This is a genomic window from Candidatus Allofontibacter sp., from assembly GCF_038145245.1.
GTDB lineage: Bacteria > Pseudomonadota > Alphaproteobacteria > Pelagibacterales > Pelagibacteraceae > Fontibacterium.
This window is the reverse complement of sequence record NZ_JAYQPI010000006.1, coordinates 1-23479: the sequence shown is the minus strand read 5'-3', so window position 1 is coordinate 23479 and position 23479 is coordinate 1. Positions and strand designations below refer to the sequence as shown.

Genomic DNA, 23479 nt, shown 5'->3' with positions numbered 1-23479 from the left:
AAATTTAAAATGGTACTTTATCGTCAGGATCTTGAGATATATCGTTCATATCATCCGAGGGTAATTGACTACCTTCTAATTTTTTACTGTCTCCGGATGAAGAACTTTTTCCATCTAACATTGTAAGAGATGAGTTGTATCCTTGCAGAACTATTTGAGTGCTGTATTTTTCTTGTCCGTTACTATCAGTATATTTATTAGTATTTAACTGACCTTCTATATAAACTTGGGCTCCTTTTTTAAGATATTTTTGAACAACGTTAACTAAGCCTTCATTAAAAATAACAACTCTATGCCATTCTGTTTTTTCTTTTTTTTCTCCAGTATTTTTATCTTTCCAGCTTTCTGAAGTTGCAACACTTAGTCTTGCAACGTTTTTTCCATTTTGCATTTGTTTGATTTCAGGATCATTTCCAAGTCTACCAATTAATAAAACTTTATTTAAGCTTCCTGCCATAATATAGATCTTTTTTTGAAGTAAGAATTACATGTTTATTATATCAGACTAATCAAATTAAAAGAATAAAATTTACTAAAAAGATGAGTAATAGTGTCACAAAAATCGTTATCAAAGGTGCTAAAGAACATAATTTAAAAAATATTTCATTAGAGATTCCAAGAGACAAATTAATAACTATAACAGGACTGTCTGGCTCCGGAAAATCATCTTTAGCATTTGATACAATCTATGCTGAAGGTCAAAGAAGATATGTTGAAAGTTTATCAGCTTATGCTCGTCAATTTTTAGACCGTATGAGAAAACCAGATGTTGATCTGATTGAGGGTCTATCACCAGCAATATCGATAGAGCAAAAAACTACTTCAAAAAATCCAAGATCAATTGTTGCAACAGTAACTGAGATTTATGATTACATGCGAGTTTTGTATGCTAGAATTGGCATTCCCTATTCACCTTTCACCGGAAAACCTATTAAATCTCAAACAATTTCAGAGATGGTAGACCGTATATTAGATTTACCAAAACAATCTAAAATTCAAATTTACGCTCCTGTAGTTAGAGGGCGAAAAGGTGAATATAAAAAAGAATTACTAGGATATAAAAAAAGAGGTTTTCAGAAAGCAAGAATTGATGGAAAGATTTACGAAATTGATAACTCACCTACTTTAAATAAAAATTTAAAACATGACATAGAAATATATGTAGATAGTTTTATTAATGATAAAAAAGAACAACAAAGAATAGCAGAGAGTATTGAAACCACACTATCTTTATCAGATGGACTTGTTTATGTGGATTTTACAAATGAGAATCTTCCAAAAGAATTTAAAAAAAATGAAAAAATTATATTTTCTTCAAAATTTGCATGTCCCGAGAGTGGGTTTACTATTGAAGAAATAGAACCAAGATTATTCTCTTTCAATAGTCCTTATGGTGCATGCCCAGAATGTGAAGGCATTGGAGTAGATCTTTATATTGATCCAAAATTAGTAGTTCCGAACGATAAAAAATCTTTAATTGATGGAGCAATTATACCATGGGCTTCAACTTCGACATTGTATTATGCTCAAACATTATCTTCTTTGGCTAAACATTATAATTTTTCTTTAGAAACTCCATGGAAAGATTTACCAAAAAAAATCCAAGATATTATTTTATATGGATCAGGCGAAGATGAAATTAAATTTTTTTATGATGATGGTTATGAAAAATATTCAAACAAAAAATCATTTGAAGGTGTAGTTACTAATTTAGAAAGAAAATATTTAGAAACTGATAGCGATTGGAAACGAGAAGAGATTTCTCAGTTCCAAAATGAAACAGAATGTGAGCGATGTAAAGGAATGAGACTTAAAGAAGAAGCACTTTCGGTAAAAATAAATGAATTAAATATTAGCGAGGTTTCAAAAATGTCTATTCAAAGTGCTTACGAATGGTTTTCTAATCTTCATAAATATTTAACTGAAAAAGAAAATAAAATTTCTTTACATATTTTAAAAGAAATTAATGAAAGATTAAGTTTTTTAATAAATGTGGGTCTTGATTATTTAAATTTATCAAGATCATCGGGAACATTGTCTGGAGGAGAATCTCAAAGAATAAGATTAGCATCACAAATAGGTTCAGGTTTAACCGGAGTTCTTTATGTTTTGGATGAGCCGTCAATTGGATTGCATCAAAAAGATAATATAAAACTTTTAAATGCCCTTAAAAGATTAAGAGACTTAGGTAATACAGTTATAGTTGTAGAGCATGATGAAGAGGCAATGCTTAACTCAGATTATATTATTGATCTTGGACCTGGCGCTGGAACTGAGGGAGGTTATATTACTGCTACCGGCACACCTTCAGAAATTAAACAGAATGAAAATAGTATAACTGGACAATATTTGTCTGGAAAAAAATATATTCCTATTCAACAAATAAGAAGAAAAGCAAAAGATGGTAGATATTTAACTCTGAGTGGAGCTACTGGAAATAATTTACAAAATGTTACAGCTAAAATTCCTCTTGGAACTTTTACCACAGTAACAGGTGTTTCTGGCAGTGGAAAATCAACATTTGTTCTACATACTCTTTATAGAGCATTAAATTTAATGATTAATAAAACCATAACAAAAAATATGCCAAAACCTTTTAAAGGTATCCAGGGCTATGAGTATTTAGATAAAATAATAGATATTGATCAATCTCCTATTGGCAGAACCCCAAGATCTAATCCAGCAACTTACTCTGGAGCATTTACAGTTATAAGAGAATGGTTCGTCAATTTGCCAGATTCAAAAGCAAGAGGTTATAAACCAGGTAGATTTTCTTTTAATGTTAAAGGAGGAAGATGTGAAGCATGTGAAGGTGATGGAGTAATAACTTATGAGATGCATTTTTTACCTGATGTTTATGTTCAGTGTGATGTTTGTAAAGGAAATAGATACAATAGAGAAACTTTAGAAATAAGATTTAAAGATAAAAATATTGCTGATGTTTTAAATATGACAGTTGATGAAGGGGTCATGTTTTTTGAAAATATTTCATCAATTAAAGATAAGCTCTTAACTCTTCAAAAAGTAGGTCTTGGCTATATAAAAATTGGACAACAAGCCACTACTTTATCAGGAGGAGAAGCACAAAGAATTAAACTTGCAAAAGAGTTATCAAAAAGAGCAACAGGAAGAACAATTTATATACTAGATGAACCTACTACAGGTTTACATGTTCATGATGTCAAAAAATTATTAGAAGTACTGCATACTTTTGTAAACAAAGGAAATACAGTAATAGTCATTGAACATAATTTGGATGTTATTAAAACAGCAGACTGGATTATAGATATGGGCCCAGAAGGAGGTGTAAAAGGTGGAAAAATTATTGCTGAAGGCACTCCAGAGGACATTTCTCTTATAAAAAACAGTTATACAGGCGAATTTTTAAAGAAAATTTTATCTAAAAATCTTTCAAAAAAGATTGCTTAAAAGAATATTTTATATGTTAATATTACATTATGGGAATCAGTAATATTCTTCAATCATTACCAAAGACAATAATAACTTCTGTTATTGCAACTTTAATTTTTTTTGGAGTTTTGTTTTATATTAACGATGGTTGGTCAAACGATAGATATTTTTGGAGCGCTATATTTAGATACTTACACGTCTTGTCCGGGATTATGTGGATAGGATTGTTATGGTATTTTAATTTTGTGCAAATACCAAGTATGCCAAAAATTCCTGACGAACAAAAACCTGCAATTGGAAAAGTAATAGCTCCAGCAGCTTTATTTTGGTTTCGTTGGGCTGCACTTTCAACAATTATTACAGGTTTAATAACAGCTTATTTAAATGGTTATGTTCATGAAGCCTTAGCCTTTAAAGGAAATCCAAAAAATATAACAATTGGAATTGGTATGTGGCTTGGAATAATTATGGCTTTTAACGTTTGGTTTATAATTTGGCCAAATCAAAAAAGAGCTTTGGGAATTGTTGAATGCGATCCTGAAACCAAAACTAAATCAGCAAGAATGGCAATGTTAATCTCTAGAACTAATACTTTTTTGTCTATTCCGATGCTGTTAACAATGGTAACTGCTCAAAATCTTTATTAAGGCGTATTATCAATTTTAACTGACCAATCTCTCTTTACTTTAAAAAACATTACTATTGGTGAGGCTATATAAATTGAAGAATAAGTGCCTATTATAATTCCAAAAGTAATAGCAAAGGCAAACCCTTTCAGAACCTCTCCTCCAAAAATTAATACAGCAATAATGGACAATAAAGTCGTTCCAGAAGTTTTTAATGTACGAGAAAGAGTATTATTTAAAGATTCATTTACCAAGATTGACAATTCACTACTGCTATCTTTCTTTAAATTTTCTCTAATTCGATCATAAATGATAACAGTATCGTTAATTGAATAACCAATAATAGTTAATAATGCAGCCACAATTGTAAGATTAAATTCTAATCCTAAAAGAGAAAATACTCCAACTGTGATTATAACATCGTGAAATAGAGCAGCTATACCACCAAAACTGAACTGCCATTCAAATCTAAACCATAAATAAAAAAACATTGCAATAAAACTTAATAAAACAGAATAAATCGCTGATTTAATTAATTCAGATCCTATTTTAGGACCTACTGACTCAACTTTTCTAATTGAAATTTTTTCATTTAAATCCTTTTCAATAGAACTTTTAATATCACCTGGTGAAACACTATTATCTGTTGAAATCAGAAAATCATTTGCAGATCCAAATTCTTTAACTGAATAGTTGTTAATTTTAAGTTTTGATAAAGAATTTCTAAGTTTTTCTATTTCAATTTTTTTTTCTAGTCGAATTTCGATTGTTGTTCCGCCTTTAAAATCAACTCCAAAATCTAACCCTTTCGCAAATATTAAGATGATGGAAGTTATAACCAAAAAAGTTGATAGTATTAAAAAAAAATTTTTGTATTTTAAAAAGTTAAAATTTGTCATTTATATATTTATAATCTTATCTTTATTAGCCATAAGATATTTAGAAACCATTAATCTACTAACTGTAAAAGCTGTAAAAAATGAAGTTATTAACCCAACACAAAGAGTAACAGCAAAACCTTTTACAGGTCCGTTCCCTAAATAAAATAAAATAATGCCTGCAATTAATGTTGTTAAATTTGAATCAATGATAGTTAATAATGATTTTTTATAAGCAATATCAAAAGCAATAATATTTGATTTTTCAATCTTTAATTCCTCTTTTGCTCTTTCGTAAATTATTACATTAGTATCAATTGCCATACCGACAGTGAGAACAATTCCAGCTATACCCGGCAAAGTTAAAGTAGCGCCAAATAAAGACAAAACTGAAATTAGGATTACAATGTTTAATAAAAGTGTAATGTTAGCGAATAGTCCAAATAATTTATAAGCGTATATAATATAAATGAATACCAATAAAAAACCTGCTATAAATGAAATTATTCCATAACGAATAGAGTCTTTACCTAAATCAGCACCAACTGTTCTTTCCTCTATAATCTTCATGGGCGCTGGCAATGCACCAGCTCTTAGTAAAATAGCTAATTGATTAGCCTCTTCTACTGTAAATCCTCCAGATATTTGACCGCTTCCAGTAAGTATCGGCTCTCTAATAACAGGAGAACTTAATATCTCGCTATCTAAAATAATCGCAAGGGGTCTACCGACATTATCTTTGGTAGCATTCGCAAACTTTTTAGCTCCTACATTGTCAAATTTAAAACTAACAATAGATTGATTTGTTTGTCTATCAAAACCTGGTTGAGCATCAATCAAATTTTCACCTGAAACTATTAATTTTTTTTCAACTTCGATAAAGGAATTATCAGCTTTATTTTTAATCTTTTCAAAACCAAGGCTATCAGCTGAGCTTTGGTTAGTTTTTAAAAATTTAAAATTTAATTGTGCAGTTTTTCCAAGAATATTTTTAAAAATAGACGGATCAGACAATCCTGGCAATTCAACAATAATTCTATTGTCCCCTTTTTGTTGTATAGTAGGCTCTTTAGTTCCAAGTTGATCAACTCTTTTTCTAACAATTTCTACAGATTGATTAATTACATCATTTTTTAGTCGTTTAATATATTCTTCGGTAAATTGTAAAATAAATATATCTTTTTCAATTTTATAGAAAAAATCTTTAGAATTATCTGTTACATTATTATTTTTTATTCTAGAAAAAATACTAATATTATTATTATTTTCATCAATAATAGTAGTAACAATATTTTTTTGAGAAACATTCTTTATTTCAAAAATGATTTTATTATTAGAAATAGTTAAATTTTTAATATCTAACTTTTTTTCATTAAATTTTTTTTTTAGATCAGATACTTTTTCTTCTAATTTTTTGTTAATTAAAGGATTTATATCAATTTCTAATAATAAATAAGACCCACCTTGAAGATCTAAACCTAAATTTATTTTTTTATCTAAAAAAAAATTAGTTTTATAAGCAAAATTAAAATTTCCTAAAAAAATATAAAAAAAAATAACAATAGATGTAAGTATAAATCCAATTTTTAATCTGGAGAAATTTAACACTACTAACTTAATTACTTTCTGATTTAGATAAAACTTGTGTAATAGTTGATTTTATAATTTTAACATTAATATTATCAGCAATTTCTAATTCTGCTTTCTCTTCATCTATAATTCTTGAAATTTTTCCTATGACTCCACCAGCTGTAACAACAGTATCACCTCTAGTTAATTTTGAAATCATAAGCTTATGCTCAGCAACGCGTTTTTGTTGTGGTCTAATTAGCAGAAAATAAAAAATTACAAATATTAATATTAAGGGAATAAATTGTGCAAAACCTGATCCTGACATATTCGCTTGGATATACTAGATGATCTTTAAATACAATTAATTTTTTATTTTAATTGAATTAAATTTTTTTTATCCCACCCATATAATTATGTAAAACTTGTGGAATATTAATGGATCCATCTTCGTTTTGATTATTCTCAATTATTGCAATCAAAGTTCTTCCTATAGCAAGACCAGAACCGTTTAGTGTTACAACGTAGTCAATTTTTTTTTCTAAATCTTTAAAACGTGCCTTCATTCTATTTGCTTGAAACTGTCCGCAAGAAGAACAACTAGATATTTCTCTATAATTATTCTGAGAGGGTATCCATGCTTCAAGATCATAAGTTTTTTCTGCACTAAAACCAATATCTCCAGAGGACAGTAACATTACTCTATATGGTAATTCTAATTTTTTTAAAATTGTTTCAGCACAATTCGTAAGTCTTTCTAATTCAATATTTTTATCCTCTGGTTTCACAATACTTACTAATTCAACTTTATAGAATTGATGTTGTCTCATCATTCCTTTTGTATCTTTGCCGGCAGCACCCGCTTCTGCTCTAAAACAAGGAGTGGCGGCAACATATCTAAGGGGTAAATCTTCATAATTTAGTATTTTATCTCTAACAATGTTTGTAAGTGAAACTTCAGCAGTAGGTATTAACCAAGAACTAGTATTTAATGAAAATTGTTCTTTAGAAAATTTTGGTAATTGTCCCGTTCCAAACATAGATTCTTCATTAACAATTATCGGAACATTCATTTCTAGATATTCAAATTCTTGAACATGTGTATCAATCATAAAATTAATTAATGCTCTTTCTAATTTAGCAATATTACCTTTTGTTATGACGTATCTAGCACCAGAGATTTTTGTTGCCGTATCAAAATCTATTAAATCTTTTAATAAACCAATCTCATCATGTGATTTAATTTTAAAATTAAAATTTTTAATATTACCATATTTTCTTATTTCTTTATTACTTTGGCTATCTTGCCCTACTGGAACTTCATCTAAATGAATATTTGGTAAATTATGAAGAATATTATTTATCTTAGATTTTTGTTCACAAAGATCTTTTTCATAATTTTCTATATCATTTTTAATATTCAAAACTTTTTTTGACAAAGATGAAAATTGCTGACTTTTTTTATCTTTAGAAGTAGATAATTCCCTTGATATGTTATTTCTCTCTTCTTGTAATTTTTGTTGTTTATCTAAAATCTGTCTAATAGAGGAGTCTAAAAAAATAATTTCATCAATTAATTGATCTGAATTTTTAATAAATCTTTCTTTATATTTTTTTTTATAAAGAGATGGATTTTCTCTTAAATTTTTAAGATTTATCATTTTTGTTTTTTTCTAAATATTTAATAATTAAAATAGATATTTCATATAAAAGCATCAATGGAATTGCTAATCCTATTTGGCTAATTGGATCAGGAGGAGTAATAATTGCAGCAACAATAAATATAATAACAATAATATATCTTCTTCTTTCTGATAAATATTTAGAGTCAATAAAACCAATAGTTGCTAATAAAATTAACAAAACTGGTAATTCAAAACTAAGTCCAAATGCAATCATAAAAACCATTATTAAAGAAAGATATTCACTGACTCTAGCTTCTAATTGTATAGGCATACTTGTCTGAGTGCTCAGAGTTTCAAACGATAAAAAAAACTTAATAGCTAAAGGCATTATAAAATAATAGGCTAATAAGGCTCCGGTCAAAAAAAGAATAGGCGTAACAATAATAAAAGGCAAAATAGCTTTTTTTTCGTTTTGATATAATCCTGGTGCTATAAATTTCCATAATTGTATCAAAAAAACAGGAAAAGAAAAAAATAGAGCAGAAAAAAAAGATAATTTTAAATAAGTAATAAAAGTTTCTTGTAAAGCTGTAAAAATTAATCTTTTAGTACCTGCTTGATTTTCTCCTAAAGCTTTAACGTAAGGTTGTAATAAAAAATCGTATATTTTATCAGCATTCATATAAGAAATTATGAATGCAATTACAAAAAAAATTAGACTTTTAATTATTCGAGATCTTAATTCTAAAAGATGTTCGGTAATACTTGATTGATTTTGATCATTATTATCACTCATAAAAATAAAAAATTAGGATTTGTTTGATTTTTTTTTATTTTCATCTTCAGGATTAATATCTATTATTTTTTTTATATCTTTTTCTTGCTCTTGCACTATATCATCAATTCCTTTTTGAAATGAATTAACATAGTTTTTAATTCCATTTTTTATTTGAATAAACTTTTTAAGAACTATTGGAAGATCTTTAGGTCCAATGACTATAATTGCAACTAGTATGATAACTAAAATTTCTGACCACCCTATTTGTGGCATAAATTATTTTAGTGATTTGGCTTTGAATTTTGATCTTTATCTTTAGGATCTTTATTATCTGATGATTGGTCATCAGACATACCTTTTTTGAAACTTTTAATGCCTTTAGCAACGTCACCCATTAAATCAGATATTTTTCCTCGGCCAAATAAAAGGACTATTACTATTACAACAATAATTATATGCCAAAAACTAAGACCCATATTCAAATTTATATATTAAATATTATTATTTACAAATAATTAATTATCTTTTTGATTTAATGTTCCAGAAAGCATGTCATCTATATTGGTAAAAATGTCTTCTTTAGATTGTTTTTCTAAATCATCATTAGCAAACTTATTAGTTCCAAAAATTGATCTATCCAAACGACTATCAATTAAACCAGCGGAAGCTAACTCTTCAGAATTTGGTAAGTCTGATAAAGATTTTAAATTAAAATGACTTAAAAAAACATCAGTTGTCACATAAAGTAAAGGTTTACCAGGTATTTCTTTTCTTCCTTGAGGTTTTACCCAACCAAGTTCAAAAAGTATTTCTAAAGTACCGGTGCTAAAAGAAACCCCTCTAATTTCTTCAATTTCAGAACGAGTCACAGGTTGATGATATGCAATAATAGCTAAGGTTTCAATTGTGGCTTTTGATAATTTTCTTTGTTGAACAACTTCGCTTGCAATCTTTTTTGACAAATTTTCAGCTGTTCTAAAAGACCATTTGTTAGAAATTTCATAAAGATTCATACCTCTTTCACTAAATTCAGTTTGTAACTCTTTTAAAATTTTTAAAATATCTACATTTACTTCAATTTTAGATTTTATTGTTTCTATATCTAGCGGCTCATCCGCAGCAAATAAAATTGCTTCCACTAATCTTTTTGCTTCTTTATTTTTATTTAACATTATTATCTAGCTTTTATTAAAATTTTATCAAAAATTTCTTTTTGCATTATTGATAATTTACCCTCTCTAACTAATTCTAAACTACCAGCAAAAGTTCCTGCTAATCCTGATTTTTTTAAATTTTTTGAACCAAAAAATAAACCTGGCACTAAGTCTTTAATATCTCTCCATTCAGTCAACTCTTTAAGCAAGCTTGTAATTTTTTTTATTGCTTCTTCCATAGTATAAACTGGTAACTTCGAAATATTCATAATAGAAAAATTTTGTTTTCTTTTTATTTCGGCATAAGCTTTGATTAATTCATAAAGTGAAACAGAATATTTTGATGTTGAAATTTTTTTAATGCCTTCTCGAATACCTTTTGTAAAAATATCTCTTCCTAATTGTTTTTGAGATATAAGTTTATCTGATAAAAATCTGATTGCTTCTAATTTTCTTAATTGTAATTTAAGTTTTTCAGCCATTTGAATAGCTGAAAAATCGTCTTCAAAATCGTCCGGTAATAATAATCTAGACTTTAAATATGCTAGCCAAGTTGCCATAACTAAAAAATCAGCAGCTAATTCTAAGTTTTTTTTTATATTGTTTATAAATTTTAAATATTCATCAGCTAATTGAACAATAGAAATTTTCATAAGATCAACTTTTTGAGATTTTGCTAAATCCAAAAGTAGATCTAGGGGGCCCTCGTAATTATCTATGTTAAGATTAAATTTATCCTCTGATTGTTCAACTTTATTGGCTGAAATAGATTTTAATTCAACAATACTATCCATTTAATTTATTTAACTGATTCTTTAGTTAAATTTATTAAAATTTGCTTTAATTTTTTGAGTTATTTTATAGGTAAAATTATCAATTTCTGGCACAACTAAAGATAATTTCTTCATTTCATCTATCTTACCGCTACAATGTAATAATAAATTACAACCAGCCTCTAGGCTTAATCTAGCATTTTTAATAATTCCACCCGATAATGCTTTCATACAGATATCATCTGACATTAATATTCCTTTAAAATTTAGATAATTTCTAATTATTTCGTTAATTATTTTTTTTGATTGCGTAGCACATTTAACTGGATCTAATTTCTCATACAAAATATGAGCAGTCATTGCTAAATAACTGTTAACTTGTTTAAAAGTTTTAAAATCATTCTTTTTTAAATAGTCCAAAGAAAATCGTACTTTAGGTAAATGATAATGAGAGTCTATATTAGTACAGCCATGCCCTGGAATATGCTTTGTAACGGTTTCAATTCCAGAATTTTTATAAAAATTTATTAAATGTTTAGATAATTTTATAACTATATTATGTTTTTGAGAAAAAGCTCTATTTCCAATAACACTTTTTTTATCTTTGTTAAATAAATCAAGAACTGGGACTGTATTTATATTTATTCCACAATATTTTAAAATAGAACTATTTATTTTAAGAAATTTATTAAATTTTGAATAAAATATCTTATTATTACAAATATCACCAAAATATTTTGCACTATATCTATCAAGATTAATAATTTTTCTAAAACGATTAACCTTGCCACCTTCTTGATCAATTAATATTGGAAAATAATTATCTTTAAAAATATTTCTTATACTTAATGTTAAATTTCTAACTTGTTCTAAGTTATCAATATTTCTTGAAAATAATATTATCCCCCATGGTTTATATTGTTTAAAAAAATTAATTTCTTGTAAATTTAATTTATAACCACTAATTCCAAATATAATTGCGTATGTTTTCAAATATTTATTTAATTAACTCCCAGTATTGTTTTTGCTTATAAATCTTTTTAAAAAATTCTTCGTTATCTATCCTTTTTTTGAAATCAGAAGATGAAGTAATTTTATCTAATTTATCAATATAAGAATTTAAGTAAATTAAATAACTCTCTCTTTTTTTATCTACATTTTTAATAAATGTATTGGAGTTATAATAAAATAAACAAATAATTATAAAAAAAAGTACAAGAAAAAAAGATATTAAATTTAATAAATTATTTTTCATTAAATTGATCACATCTCGACAGGAGCGGTTACATTTAGAATATCTAATCCACTTTTTAAAACTAATTGTATTTTTTTAATTAAAAATAATCTTGCAGACTGAAGTTCTGGACGATTATCATTTAAAATCTTTAAATTATCATTCTCATTTCCAGAGTTCCAATATGTGTGAAATAAACTTGCCAATTCATATAAATAAAATGGTAATCTGTGAGGTTCTAAATGATATGCTGACAACTCTAAACACTTTGGCCATTCAGCTATCTTCTTAATTATATCAATTTCAATTTCTTGATTAAGTAAATCTAAGTTTAATCCATTTTCATTAATAATTTGATATTTATTTTTTTTAAATAAAGAACAAATTCTAGCGTAGGCATATTGAACGTAAAATACAGGATTTTCTTTGGAATGATCAGTAACTAAATCAAAGTCGAAATCCAACTGAGAGTCATTACTTCTATATATCATCATGAATCTTACAGAGTCTTTACCCACTTCATTTATAAGATCATTTGCAGTAATAAAATCTCCTGCTCTTTTGGACATCTTTAATTGATTTCCAGATTTAAATAATTTTACTAATTGACAAACTTTACAAATAATTTTCTGTTTATTTTCTGATAATGCTGAAACACATGAAACTTGTCTCTTTAAATAACCACCATGATCAGCTCCAAGTACGTTTATCAATAAATCAAATTTTCTCTCAACTTTGTTAAGATGATAGGCAACATCATTTGCAAAATATGTCCAACTACCATCTGATTTTTTTAATGCCCTATCAGTATCGTCTCCAAATTTAGTAGACTTAAATAAGATTTGTTTTCTAGGTTCCCAATCTTCAACTTCATTTCCCTTGGGTTTATCTAGAATTCCTTCATAAACATAATTTTTTTTCTTTAAAATATCTAAAGCTTTTTCAGTTAAATTTTGATTAACAATATAATTTTCTGAAACAAAATTATCGTGAATAATTCCAAGTTTTTTTAAATCGCTCTTTATTAAATTCATAGCTTCTTCTATGCATAAATCTTTAAGATCGTTAAAAATTAAATCGTAATTATTAAAATTAGAAAACTTATTTCTTTTTATAATAATTTTAGCTATGTCAATTACATAATCACCGGGGTAAAGATCTTGATCATTAGGAAATAAAATTTTATCTTTAATTTCTAATATTCTAAAATAAACTGATTTTACAAATTGGTTAATTTGATTTCCATAATCATTAATATAGTACTCTTTAAAAACTTCATTTCCGACAAAACTCAATAGATTTGCTAAAATGTCGCCAAATACAGCTCCTCTACAATGACCTACATGCAATGGACCAGTAGGATTTGCAGAAACATATTCAATTAAAATTTTTTTTGGTTGTATATTTTGACTCTTTCCAAAATTAAGATCTACAGACTTCAAAAAATCATACCAAAATGATCTATTAAAAAAAAAATTTATAAATCCAGGTTTGGCCACCTCAATTTTGACTATTTCATTAAATTTACCTTCCAGAGCTTTTTTTATAATGATTGCAAGATCCATCGGACTTTGATTGTTTTCTTTTGCAAAAATCATTGGCGCATTAGTGCTAAGATCGCCATGGGTATTTATTTTTGGAATTTCTACTGAAAAATTATCAAATTTTTTGGGTAATTTTATAATTTTTTTTTTTTCTAAATTTATAAATAGATCAGTTAGTTTTGTTTTATAATTAATAAAAATATTCATTTTATTTTATTATATAAATCAATAGCAAACTTATCTGTCATACCTGCTATAAAATCTGAAACTGATCTTTCAAGTCCCCATTTTTTTTTATGGTTTAAAGGTATAAATTTTTTATTATTTTTAATTAAGTATATATATAAAGTTTTTATTATTTTCTCTGCTTTGTTTGTCATTTCTTTTACTGATTTATTTTCATACATATTTAATTTTAAAAATTCACGAATTTTATTATTTACATTAATAAGTTTTGGTGAAAAACTAACTATAAAATTATCAGAGTTGTAAACATCTTCAATTGTTTTTATCTTTAATTTTTTTAAATTTTTTTGAGTATGTAGAATTAAATCTGTTACCATAAAATTTATTATTGATCTTATAATTTCATTTCTCAGTAATTTTTTATTTTTGAATTGTTTATTTTTTTTTTTAATAATCTCCCCAATAATAGGCAAATCTTTAATATCATTAATTGAAAATAAACCCGCTCTAATACCATCATCAATATCATGATTATTATAAGCAATGTCATCTGACATAGCGCTAATCTGAGATTCTAATGAAGATTGCTTATAAAAATTAATTTTTTTAATTTTATTTAAATTTGGCAAAAGATCTAAATTATCTTTTATTAAATAATTAGGACCATTATGCTTAACAATACCGTCAATTGTATTTATTGACAAATTTAAGCCATCATAATTTTGATAAGCTTTTTCTAACTCGGTAATTAAACGTATCGAATGAATATTATGATTAAATCCCCCATAATCTCTATTGCAATAATCTAAAATTTTTTCTCCAGCATGTCCAAATGGTGGGTGACCTAAATCATGAGCTAAACTTACAGCCTCAGATAAATCTTCATTTAGTTTTAAATATCGGGATATTGATCTTGATATTTGAGAAACTTCTAAAGTATGAGTGAGTCTTGTTCTGTAATGATCTCCTTCATCATATACAAAAACCTGAGTTTTATATTTTAACCTTCTAAACGAAGTTGAGTGTATAATTCTATCTCTGTCTCGCTGATAAGATGATCTATATAAGTTTTTTTTATCACCAAACTGTCTTCCTAAGTAATTAGAATTATTAGAAGAAAACCTAATTAATAACTTATTGTAATTATCAACTCCGGACATATATTAATAATAAAAATATAATTGAATGACTAATAATTTTACCATTACAGACAAAGCTAAAAAAAAGATAGAAAATCTTTTAAAAAAAGAAAATATTAATAAGTTTTTTAGAATTGAAGTCAAAGGTGGTGGTTGCTCTGGTTATAAATATCATTTTTCAACAGATAATAAAAAAAATGAAGACGATATAATTTTTGAAAATGTTCTAATAGATAAAACTTCTTTCACTTTAATAGAAGGATCGATGCTTGATTTTTCCGAAAAATTAATTGAAAATACTTTTAAGATTATAAATCCTAAAGCCACATCATTATGTGGATGTGGTAGTTCATTTTCTCTTTAATGATTATAAGTAGTTGGAATGTTAATTCTATAAGAGTAAGATTAAATCACCTTATTGAATATCTAAAAAAAAATAAACCGAACTTTTTACTGCTCCAAGAGATCAAAACTGAAAATAAAAATTTTCCATATTCTGAAATAAAAGAATTAGGTTATGAAAGTGAAGTGCATGGCCAAAAATCATACAATGGCGTTGCTATTATTTATAATAAAAAAATAAATAATATAAATTTTAATATTATTAACGATGAACAACAACAATCGAGAACTATTTCTGTTGATATTAATTATAAAAATGAATCAATAAAAATTATTTGTGTATATGTTCCTAATGGAAATCCTGTTGATACAGATAAATATCAATATAAAATAAAGTGGTTAAAATCTTTCGAAAATTTTTTAATTAATCAAAATAAATTAAAAAATAAAATTATTATTGGTGGAGATTTTAATATTATTCCAAATGATATAGATGTTTACAATCCTGAAGATTGGGAAAATGATGCTTTATATAGAATTGAAATAAGAAAGTTTTTTAGAAATATTTTAAATGAAGGTTTCGAGGATGCTTTTAGGTTAATTAATAAACATCCAAATAATTATACATTCTGGGATTATCAATACGGGTCTTTTGAAAAGAATAAAGGATTAAGAATAGATCATTTTTTATTGTCAAAAAATATCAGTCACTTAATTAAGGATGTAACTATTGATAAATATTTAAGAGCGTTAGAAAGACCTTCAGATCATGCTCCTATAAAACTTACTTTGGCTTAAACTCTTCCATAAACATCTTTTAAACGAATAATATCATCTTCACCTAAATAACTACCAGTTTGGACTTCAATAATTTTTAAAATGCTTTTTTGTCTATTCTCAATTCTATGAATTGCACCTTGAGGAATAAAAATAGAATCCGATTTATGTAAAATTATTTTTTTTTTATTTAAGGTAACATTTGCTTTGCCTTCAACCACAACCCAATTCTCAGATCTATATTTATGTTTTTGAAGACTGAGAATTGCCCCAGGTTTAACAACTAATTCTTTTACTTGAAAATTTTTTCCAACAAATATATTCGTAAATTGTCCCCAAGGTCTTTGAGTTGTTGTGTGTTGATCTATAATTTTTGGAAATTTTTTATGAATTATAGGATAAATATTTTTAAGATCATTATTTTTTAAATCTGAAAGGAAAAGAACATCATTATAATCAACGGCAAGAATATTTTTTAAATTGCTAGCTACAATAGTTCTACTGGAAGAAATATAAGAATTCTTAACTTTATTCTTAAATATATTTCCTTTTATATAATTATTATCTTTATCCTTCTTTTCAATTTCCCATTTTTGTATCCAACTACCCACATCTTTCCAATCACTTAAAAGTTTTGCAGAGAATACGTTATTGGATTTTTCTAAAATAGCATGATCAAAAGAAATAGATTTTATTTTTGAATAATATTTATTTTCTAGTTCAACAATATTTTTTGTAAATTTTGCATTGATATAAGAATCACAAACTTGTAGTGCTAATTTAGTTTGCAAAACAGAAAATTCATTTAATAATGCTGATTTATTTGAAAGAAACATTCCAGAATTCCAAAGATAATTATTATTTTTAATAAGTTTTTTTGCTCTACTTAAATTTGGCTTCTCTATAAATTTAATAACTTTGTTAAATTTTTTATTAATTTTTTTTGAATATAAATAACCATAGCCAGTTTCTGGATAGTTAGGCTCAACACCAAAAATAAAAATTTTGTACTTATCTAAATTACTAGAAAGTTTTTTTATTTGCCTTTGAAATACAATTTTTTTTCCAATTATATGATCAGAAGAAATAATTAATATGGGTTGGTAAAAGGTTAGATCATCGTCATTTATTGCAGCTAGAATTGCAGCTGCTGTGTTTTTTTTATCAGGTTCGACAAAAATTTTACAATCTATATTTTTTGTTTCTTCTTTAATTTGTTCTAAAAAATTAGAATTTGAGCAGATGGTAATAGGATCAAAATTTACTCCTGTCACTCTATCTATTGCATGTTTTAATAAGCTTTTTCCATTAATTTTAATAAATTGTTTTGGATTTTTCTTTCTTGATTCAGGCCACAATCTAGTACCTTCCCCACCACATAAAATAATAGGTTTGATTTTCATTATAATAAAAATAACAAAATTATTGGTATAGAAATTGCCGAACCAATTGTAGATACAAAAACTGCTGTGCCAATTTCTTGATGATAAGAATTGTTTTGAGCAGCAATTAAATAAGTTAATATAGCGGCCGGCATTGACGCTTGTAATATAACAACTTTTGCAACGTTACCATCAAGTTTTAATAAATATACAACTAACAATCCAATAAATGGACCTGAAATAAGTTTAAAAAAACCAAGGATAAATCCAATTTTTAATTTTTTAATATTAATTTTACTAAGCGAAATACCAAGTGATAGTAAAACTAGAGGTATAACAAATCCTGATAAAATTTTTGTAATACTATTAAAAATAGTTGGCATTTCTATTTTATAAAATAATACAATAAGAGAAAAAATTAATGATAATAAAACTGGGCTTAAAATTATTTTTTTTAAAGAATAAACTCCAGATGAAATTGAAGAATTTGCAGTGAAGTGGCTCACCATAACTATTGAAGCAAAACCAGCAGCCAACGCTAATCCTTCATTTCCAAAAGCTAATAATGATAAAGGAATTCCCATGTTTCCGGTATTTGGATGCATTAATGGAGTTGTTAATTTAATAGATGGAAGTTTAAAAATTTTAATTAACAAATAACCAGATAAAAAACCAATGCTCAAAACTAAAAAAGCAGAAAAAAAAATTTGAAAGTATATATTTATAGTTAAATTAGATCTTGTTAATGAATCATAAATTAAACAAGGAAGTCCTATATTTGCTACCAGCTTTGTTACTGCTACAAGATTAAAATCTTTATTATATCTGTTCCATAGATAACCAATGAAAACTACAAAAATAACTGGAAGTATTATGTTTAAAATTGTTATAAACAAATATTCCTCAAATATCTGCGTAACAACTATTTTCTTTAAAACTACCTGGATGTGTTACTGCGCCATCTTTTGAAGAACCAACAGACTGAGCGTATTTCCAAAGTGTTCCTGATGAAAAATTAGGTTTAATGTTTTTCCAAGATTTTTTTCTTTTTTGTAACTCTGAACTAGGAATTTTAACATCTATAGTTCCTTTATTAGCATCGATAATTATTGTGTCTCCATTTTTTAATAATGCTATTGGACCACCATTAAATGCTTCCGGTCCAACATGCCCAACGCAAAAGCCTCTAGTTGCTCCTGAAAATCTACCGTCAGTTATTAGAGCTACCTTTTCTCCCATACCTTGACCATAAATAGCCGCAGTAGTAGATAACATTTCTCTCATTCCTGGGCCTCCTCTTGGTCCTTCGTATCTAATAACTATAACATCTCCTTCTTTGTATTTTCGGTTCTGAACTGCTTTAAAAGCTTCTTCTTCACTATTAAAACATAAAGCTTTCCCTATAAACTTTAACGTTTTCATACCTGCCACCTTAACAATTGCTCCTTCAGGCGCTAAATTTCCTTTTAGACCAACAACCCCTCCTGTTTTTGATAGTGGTTTGTTATAAGGTCTCATAACATCTTGATTGTTATTAAATTTCACACTCTCTAAATTTTTTTTCATTGTTTCTCCTGTAACGGTTAAACAATCGCCATGTAAATAGCCTCCGTCCAATAAAGTTTTAAGTAGCATTGGCACTCCACCAGCTTCAAACATATCTTTTGCAACATATTTTCCACCTGGTTTTAGATCTGCTAAATAAGGAGTTTTTTTAAAAATCTTTGCTACATCCATAAGATCAAATTTTATTCCACATTCATTTGCTATTGCAGGTAAATGGAGTGCAGCATTAGTAGAACCTCCAGTAGCTGCAACAATAGTTGCTGCGTTTTGTAATGATTTAAGAGTAACAATGTCTCTTGGACGAATATTTTTTTTTAATAAAGACATTACAGCTTCTCCACTTGCGTAAGCATATTTATCTCTTTCTTCATACGGAGCCGGAGTACCTGAAGAATATGGTAAAGCTAAACCTATAGCTTCAGAAACACATGCCATAGTATTAGCAGTAAACTGCCCTCCGCAAGCACCTGCGCTTGGACATGCATTAATTTCCAATTCTTCTAACTCCTCATCTGACATTTGCTTATTGGAGTGCTTTCCAACAGCCTCAAAAACATCTACAACTGTAACATCTTTTCCTCTAAATTTACCAGGTAATATAGATCCTCCATAAATAAAAACACTTGGTACATTCAATCTGCACATCGCCATCATTAGTCCTGGTAAAGATTTATCACAACCTGCCAAACCAACTAATGCATCATAACAATGACCTCTTACAGTTAATTCTGTTGAGTCTGCAATTATTTCTCTAGATATTAAAGATGATTTCATTCCTTCATGACCCATTGCAATTCCATCAGTAACTGTGATTGTGCAAAACTCTCTTGGAGTTCCATTATTTTCAAAAACACCTTTTTTTGCCGATTGAGCTTGACGCATTAAAGCAATGTTACAGGGTGCAGCCTCATTCCATGTTGAAACAACACCCACAAATGGTTTTGCAATATCATCTTTTTTTAGATTCATCGCATAATAAAAAGATCTATGAGGTGCTCTATCTGGGCCTATTGTAGTATGACGACTAGGTAATTTTGATTTATCAAATTTCATAACTAATTTTTAATAGATATAATACTTTCTAATTGATTTAAATCATTTACTAATCTCTTTAAAATATCTTTTTCCTTATCAATTACATCTTTAGGAGCTTTGTTAATAAAAGCTTTATTAGAAAGTTTATTTTTTGCAGAATTGATACTGTTTTTTATTAAATCTATTTTTGTTTTAACTTTGCTAATTTGATCTTTCAAAGAAATTTCTGTTGCAAATTTAATTAAAATAGCATCACCATCTAAATAGATTGGCAATATGTTTTCATTTTTTTCATTTTTACTAAAATAATTTTCAATTCTCGAAGCTTTTTTAAAAATTAAAGAATTTCTATCTAAAAAACTTTTTTTATCATGTGGCAAATAATCAATACAAACATCTACAAAATTTCCAGGTGAAACTTGTAAAATAACTTTTGTAGATCTTATTAAGCTAATAAGTTTAATTAACCAGTTAACCAACTTAATTTTATTATTTTTTATTAACTGAATTTTATTATTAAAATTATAATTTATTAAAGGACACTTTAATAATTCAAAAAATTTTAACTTATTCCAAAGTTCTTCAGTAACAAAAGGTATAAATGGATGGAGCGTTAAAAGAATATTTGAAAAAACAAGACCAAATACTTTTTTTGTTTCTTTTATTTGTTTTTGATTATTTGAATAAAAAATTGATTTTGAAAATTCTAAATACCAATCACAAAACACATTCCATACAAAATTATAAATTTCTTTAGAAGCCTCATCAAATCTAAAATTTTTTATATAATTATCAATATTACTTTTAGTATGAATGTACTCATTAATAATCCATTGATTAATTTCTAATTTAACATTTTTACTATCAATTTTAATATCAAGATTGCATTTATTAAAATCACAAAATTTAGAAACATTCCAAATCTTTGTTAAAAAATTTCTATACCCTTTAACTCTTTCCTCTGAAAGTTTTACATCTCTACCTGGAGAAGCCATAGACATTAATGTAAATCTTAAAGCATCTGCTCCGTATTTATTAATTAAATCTAAAGGATCAATTACATTTCCTTTTGATTTAGACATTTTTTGACCATGCTCATCTCTAACTAATGCATGTATATAAACTTTATCAAAAGGCACTTTTTTTGTTACAAAAAGTCCCATCATCATCATTCTAGCTACCCAAAAAAATAAAATATCAAATCCAGTTACTAAAACAGATGTTTTGTAAAATCTTTTCAAATTATAAGTTTTTTTTGGCCAACCTAAGCTTGCAAAAGGCCATAAAGCTGATGAAAACCAAGTATCTAAAACGTTAACATCTTGTTTAATAATTGAGTCTTTCTTTTTATAAAATCTATCAGCTTGTGCTTGTGCATCGCTTTTATCCTTTGCAGAAAAAATTTTTCCATCAATACCGTACCAAATCGGAATCTGATGACCCCACCAAATTTGTCTAGAAATGCACCATGGTTTAATATCTTTTAACCATAAATTATAAGTTTTAGTCCAAGACTCTGGAAAAAAAACAGTTTTTTTATTTTTTACAGCAGCTAAAGCTTCGGTAGACATTTTTTTAACATTTAAAAACCATTGCTCAGTTAGATACGGCTCAATTATAGTATTTGATCTATCACCATATGGTACGTTGTGTTTTATTATTTCTTCTTTTTCTAAAGCGTTAATTAATTTTAAATCTTCAATTATTAATTTTCTTGCTACGAACCTATCAAGACCTTGATATTTTTGTGGACAATTTTTATTAAGTTTTCCATCTTCATCAAAAATATTAATTTTTTCTAGATTATGTCTTAGTCCCACCTCATAATCATTAAAATCATGCGCAGGAGTAATCTTTACCGCTCCAGATCCTTGATTAGGATCAGCATAATCATCTGCGATTATTCTAATTTGCTTATCTATAATTGGAATTTTTGTATATTTAGATATTAATTTTTTATATCTTTTATCTTTAGAATTTACAGCAACCGCAGCATCTGCAAATATTGTTTCTGGTCTGGTAGTAGCTATTGATATATATTCATTTTTATTGATAAAATACTTAATATAATAAAGTTTACCTTCAACTTCCTTTTGCACAACTTCTAAATCAGAAATCGCAGTTTTTAATACTGGGTCCCAGTTTGTTAATTTAAAATCTTTATAAATTAGTTTTTTTTTATGTAACTCTAAAAATACTTTTACTACAGCCTTAGACATTTCATGATCCATAGTAAATCTAGTTTGCGACCAGTCACATGAGGAACCTAATTTTTTAAGTTGATTAATAATTAAATTGCCAGAATGTTCTTTCCAATTCCAAACTTCTTCTAGAAACTTTTCTCTACCTAATGATTTTTTCGATTGATTTTTTTCATTTAGTTTTTTTTCTACTACTAGTTCTGTTGCTATTCCAGCGTGGTCAGTACCGGGCTGCCATAAAGTTTCATAACCTTTTAATCTGTAAAACCTAATTAATAAATCTTGTATAGAATTGTTAAGAGCATGACCCATATGCAAGTTACCTGTTACATTGGGCGGGGGTATTACAATAGAAAAATATTTTTTTTTATAATTTCTTTTAGGCTCAAATAATTTATTTTTTTCCCAAAAATTATAAATTTTATCTTCAATTTCTAAATGATTATAATTTTCCTCTAACATTAAAAATTAAATTCTTCTTTATCAATATAATTAATTAAAATAGGTGCATTTGCGTTCATAATTTTTAATTTTTCATATCCGTCTATTTTTTTATTAAAAAGATAAATGCTTGATGAAGATTGTTCCATTAAAATACAAACTAATTTTCCGTTAGTATTTAATTTATCCAGTAAATTTACAGGGTCAGCATTTACTGTTCCATTGATAATAATTTTATTAAATTTAATGTTGGATAAATTTAGTTTTCTATAATTAGAAAATAAAACATTAACATTTGTGTATTTATTTTTCTTTATATTTTTAGTTGTTAAATCGGATATATTTGCGTCTTGTTCAATCGAGTAAACAAATTTAACTAAATTTGCTAATATAGAAGTTGTGTATCCTCCTCCAGAACCTACTTCTAAAATAATATCTGATAAATCTAGTTTTAGAATATTTAAAAATTTTGCAAAAATAAGCGGTTTTAAAATAAAACTATTCTTTGAGATTTTTATATGATCATCTATGTAAGATAAATTTTTTAGTGAATCAGGTAAAAAATCTTCTTGTTGAACCTTTTCAAATGCCGTAATTAAATTTTCATCTATAATATTATTGGGCCTTAATTGGCTCTCAATCATATTTAATTTTCGAGTACTATGTTGCATAATATTTGCGAGTTTAGAAAACTAAATATATATACACGATAGCTATTAGAAAATAATACAGAAAAAATAGGGCCACGTGGCGGAATGGTTACGCAGAGGACTGCAAATCCTTGTATCCCAGTTCGATTCTGGGCGTGGCCTCCAAAT

Annotated in this window: 22 protein-coding genes and 1 tRNA gene; 5 read left to right on the top strand and 18 right to left on the bottom strand. The window is 26.8% G+C overall.

The genetic code is table 11. The features are described 5' to 3' along the window. Positions 1 to 4: 4 nt before the first annotated feature. A complete protein-coding gene (gene ssb / locus AC8IGH_RS02085; RefSeq protein WP_507419062.1) occupies positions 5 to 457 on the bottom strand; it encodes a single-stranded DNA-binding protein in 453 nt (150 codons plus the stop codon). 83 nt (positions 458 to 540) lie between these two features. Here ssb and uvrA point away from each other — a divergent pair, with 83 nt between their 5' ends. After that, complete coding sequence (uvrA, locus tag AC8IGH_RS02080) at positions 541 to 3429, top strand: excinuclease ABC subunit UvrA (protein ID WP_507419061.1); 2889 nt, start codon at positions 541 to 543, stop codon at positions 3427 to 3429. Positions 3430 to 3458: 29 nt separating this feature from the next. Beyond that, complete coding sequence (locus AC8IGH_RS02075; RefSeq protein ID WP_507419060.1) at positions 3459 to 4058, top strand: urate hydroxylase PuuD; 600 nt, start codon at positions 3459 to 3461, stop codon at positions 4056 to 4058. Here AC8IGH_RS02075 and secF read toward each other — a convergent pair. The 12 genes from secF to AC8IGH_RS02015 all read right to left on the bottom strand — a co-directional run bounded on the left by secF (position 4055) and on the right by AC8IGH_RS02015 (position 14938). Further along, a complete protein-coding gene (gene secF, locus AC8IGH_RS02070) occupies positions 4055 to 4936 on the bottom strand; it encodes a protein translocase subunit SecF (RefSeq protein ID WP_507419059.1) in 882 nt (293 codons plus the stop codon). The genes AC8IGH_RS02075 and secF overlap by 4 nt on opposite strands. Beyond that, a complete protein-coding gene (gene secD, locus AC8IGH_RS02065; protein WP_507419058.1) occupies positions 4937 to 6523 on the bottom strand; it encodes a protein translocase subunit SecD in 1587 nt (528 codons plus the stop codon). Positions 6524 to 6530: 7 nt separating this feature from the next. Further along, a complete protein-coding gene (gene yajC, locus AC8IGH_RS02060; protein WP_507419057.1) occupies positions 6531 to 6812 on the bottom strand; it encodes a preprotein translocase subunit YajC in 282 nt (93 codons plus the stop codon). Positions 6813 to 6870: 58 nt separating this feature from the next. Next, positions 6871 to 8145, bottom strand: coding sequence for a serine--tRNA ligase (gene serS, locus AC8IGH_RS02055; protein ID WP_507419056.1), 1275 nt, complete (start codon positions 8143 to 8145; stop codon positions 6871 to 6873). Beyond that, positions 8132 to 8905, bottom strand: a complete 774-nt coding sequence (gene tatC, locus AC8IGH_RS02050; RefSeq protein ID WP_507419055.1) for a twin-arginine translocase subunit TatC — start codon at positions 8903 to 8905, stop codon at positions 8132 to 8134. The genes serS and tatC overlap by 14 nt, the downstream gene beginning before the upstream one ends. Positions 8906 to 8917: 12 nt before the next feature. After that, positions 8918 to 9160: a Sec-independent protein translocase protein TatB gene (tatB, locus tag AC8IGH_RS02045; protein WP_507419054.1), complete on the bottom strand. Its 243-nt coding sequence runs from the start codon at positions 9158 to 9160 to the stop codon at positions 8918 to 8920. Positions 9161 to 9168: 8 nt separating this feature from the next. After that, positions 9169 to 9363, bottom strand: coding sequence for a twin-arginine translocase TatA/TatE family subunit (locus AC8IGH_RS02040; RefSeq protein ID WP_507419053.1), 195 nt, complete (start codon positions 9361 to 9363; stop codon positions 9169 to 9171). A 39-nt stretch (positions 9364 to 9402) separates the two neighbouring features. Beyond that, positions 9403 to 10059 carry an SMC-Scp complex subunit ScpB gene (gene scpB, locus AC8IGH_RS02035; protein ID WP_507419052.1) on the bottom strand — a complete coding sequence of 219 codons (657 nt, stop codon included), beginning with the start codon at positions 10057 to 10059 and terminating at the stop codon, positions 9403 to 9405. Between the two features lie 2 nt (positions 10060 to 10061). Then, entirely contained in the window at positions 10062 to 10835 is a 774-nt protein-coding gene (locus AC8IGH_RS02030) for a segregation and condensation protein A (RefSeq protein ID WP_507419051.1), read from the bottom strand. Between the two features lie 21 nt (positions 10836 to 10856). After that, a complete protein-coding gene (locus AC8IGH_RS02025) occupies positions 10857 to 11807 on the bottom strand; it encodes a glycoside hydrolase family 3 N-terminal domain-containing protein (RefSeq protein WP_507419050.1) in 951 nt (316 codons plus the stop codon). A gap of 270 nt (positions 11808 to 12077) precedes the next feature. Continuing rightward, positions 12078 to 13799 (bottom strand): arginine--tRNA ligase, encoded by a 1722-nt coding sequence (gene argS, locus AC8IGH_RS02020; RefSeq protein ID WP_507419049.1) that lies wholly within the window; start codon positions 13797 to 13799, stop codon positions 12078 to 12080. After that, positions 13796 to 14938 carry a deoxyguanosinetriphosphate triphosphohydrolase gene (locus AC8IGH_RS02015; RefSeq protein ID WP_507419048.1) on the bottom strand — a complete coding sequence of 381 codons (1143 nt, stop codon included), beginning with the start codon at positions 14936 to 14938 and terminating at the stop codon, positions 13796 to 13798. The genes argS and AC8IGH_RS02015 overlap by 4 nt, the downstream gene beginning before the upstream one ends. 25 nt (positions 14939 to 14963) lie before the next feature. On the opposite strand from AC8IGH_RS02015, the gene AC8IGH_RS02010 reads away from it, so the two are divergent. Both AC8IGH_RS02010 and xth read left to right on the top strand, forming a co-directional pair. Next, complete coding sequence (locus AC8IGH_RS02010) at positions 14964 to 15281, top strand: HesB/IscA family protein (protein WP_507419047.1); 318 nt, start codon at positions 14964 to 14966, stop codon at positions 15279 to 15281. Beyond that, the gene (xth, locus tag AC8IGH_RS02005) at positions 15281 to 16057 is read left to right on the top strand and encodes an exodeoxyribonuclease III (RefSeq protein WP_507419046.1); all 777 of its coding nucleotides are present in this window, start codon (positions 15281 to 15283) and stop codon (positions 16055 to 16057) included. The genes AC8IGH_RS02010 and xth overlap by 1 nt, the downstream gene beginning before the upstream one ends. On the opposite strand, the gene AC8IGH_RS02000 is transcribed toward xth, so the two are convergent. From AC8IGH_RS02000 to AC8IGH_RS01980, 5 genes are read right to left on the bottom strand one after another with little or no spacing between them, the layout of a single operon-like run. Further along, positions 16054 to 17439 carry a mannose-1-phosphate guanylyltransferase/mannose-6-phosphate isomerase gene (locus tag AC8IGH_RS02000; protein WP_507419045.1) on the bottom strand — a complete coding sequence of 462 codons (1386 nt, stop codon included), beginning with the start codon at positions 17437 to 17439 and terminating at the stop codon, positions 16054 to 16056. The genes xth and AC8IGH_RS02000 overlap by 4 nt on opposite strands. Next, entirely contained in the window at positions 17439 to 18314 is an 876-nt protein-coding gene (locus tag AC8IGH_RS01995) for an AEC family transporter (RefSeq protein ID WP_507419044.1), read from the bottom strand. The genes AC8IGH_RS02000 and AC8IGH_RS01995 overlap by 1 nt, the downstream gene beginning before the upstream one ends. Positions 18315 to 18321: 7 nt before the next feature. Then, the gene (gene ilvD, locus AC8IGH_RS01990; RefSeq protein ID WP_507419043.1) at positions 18322 to 20037 is read right to left on the bottom strand and encodes a dihydroxy-acid dehydratase; all 1716 of its coding nucleotides are present in this window, start codon (positions 20035 to 20037) and stop codon (positions 18322 to 18324) included. Positions 20038 to 20039: 2 nt separating this feature from the next. Continuing rightward, entirely contained in the window at positions 20040 to 22682 is a 2643-nt protein-coding gene (locus AC8IGH_RS01985; RefSeq protein WP_507419042.1) for a valine--tRNA ligase, read from the bottom strand. Next, on the bottom strand, positions 22682 to 23305 hold the full coding sequence (locus tag AC8IGH_RS01980) for a protein-L-isoaspartate O-methyltransferase family protein (protein WP_507419041.1): 624 nt from the start codon (positions 23303 to 23305) through the stop codon (positions 22682 to 22684). The genes AC8IGH_RS01985 and AC8IGH_RS01980 overlap by 1 nt, the downstream gene beginning before the upstream one ends. A gap of 97 nt (positions 23306 to 23402) precedes the next feature. Here AC8IGH_RS01980 and AC8IGH_RS01975 point away from each other — a divergent pair. After that, positions 23403 to 23476: transfer RNA gene (locus tag AC8IGH_RS01975), tRNA-Cys, on the top strand. The last annotated feature ends 3 nt before the right edge of the window (positions 23477 to 23479 follow it).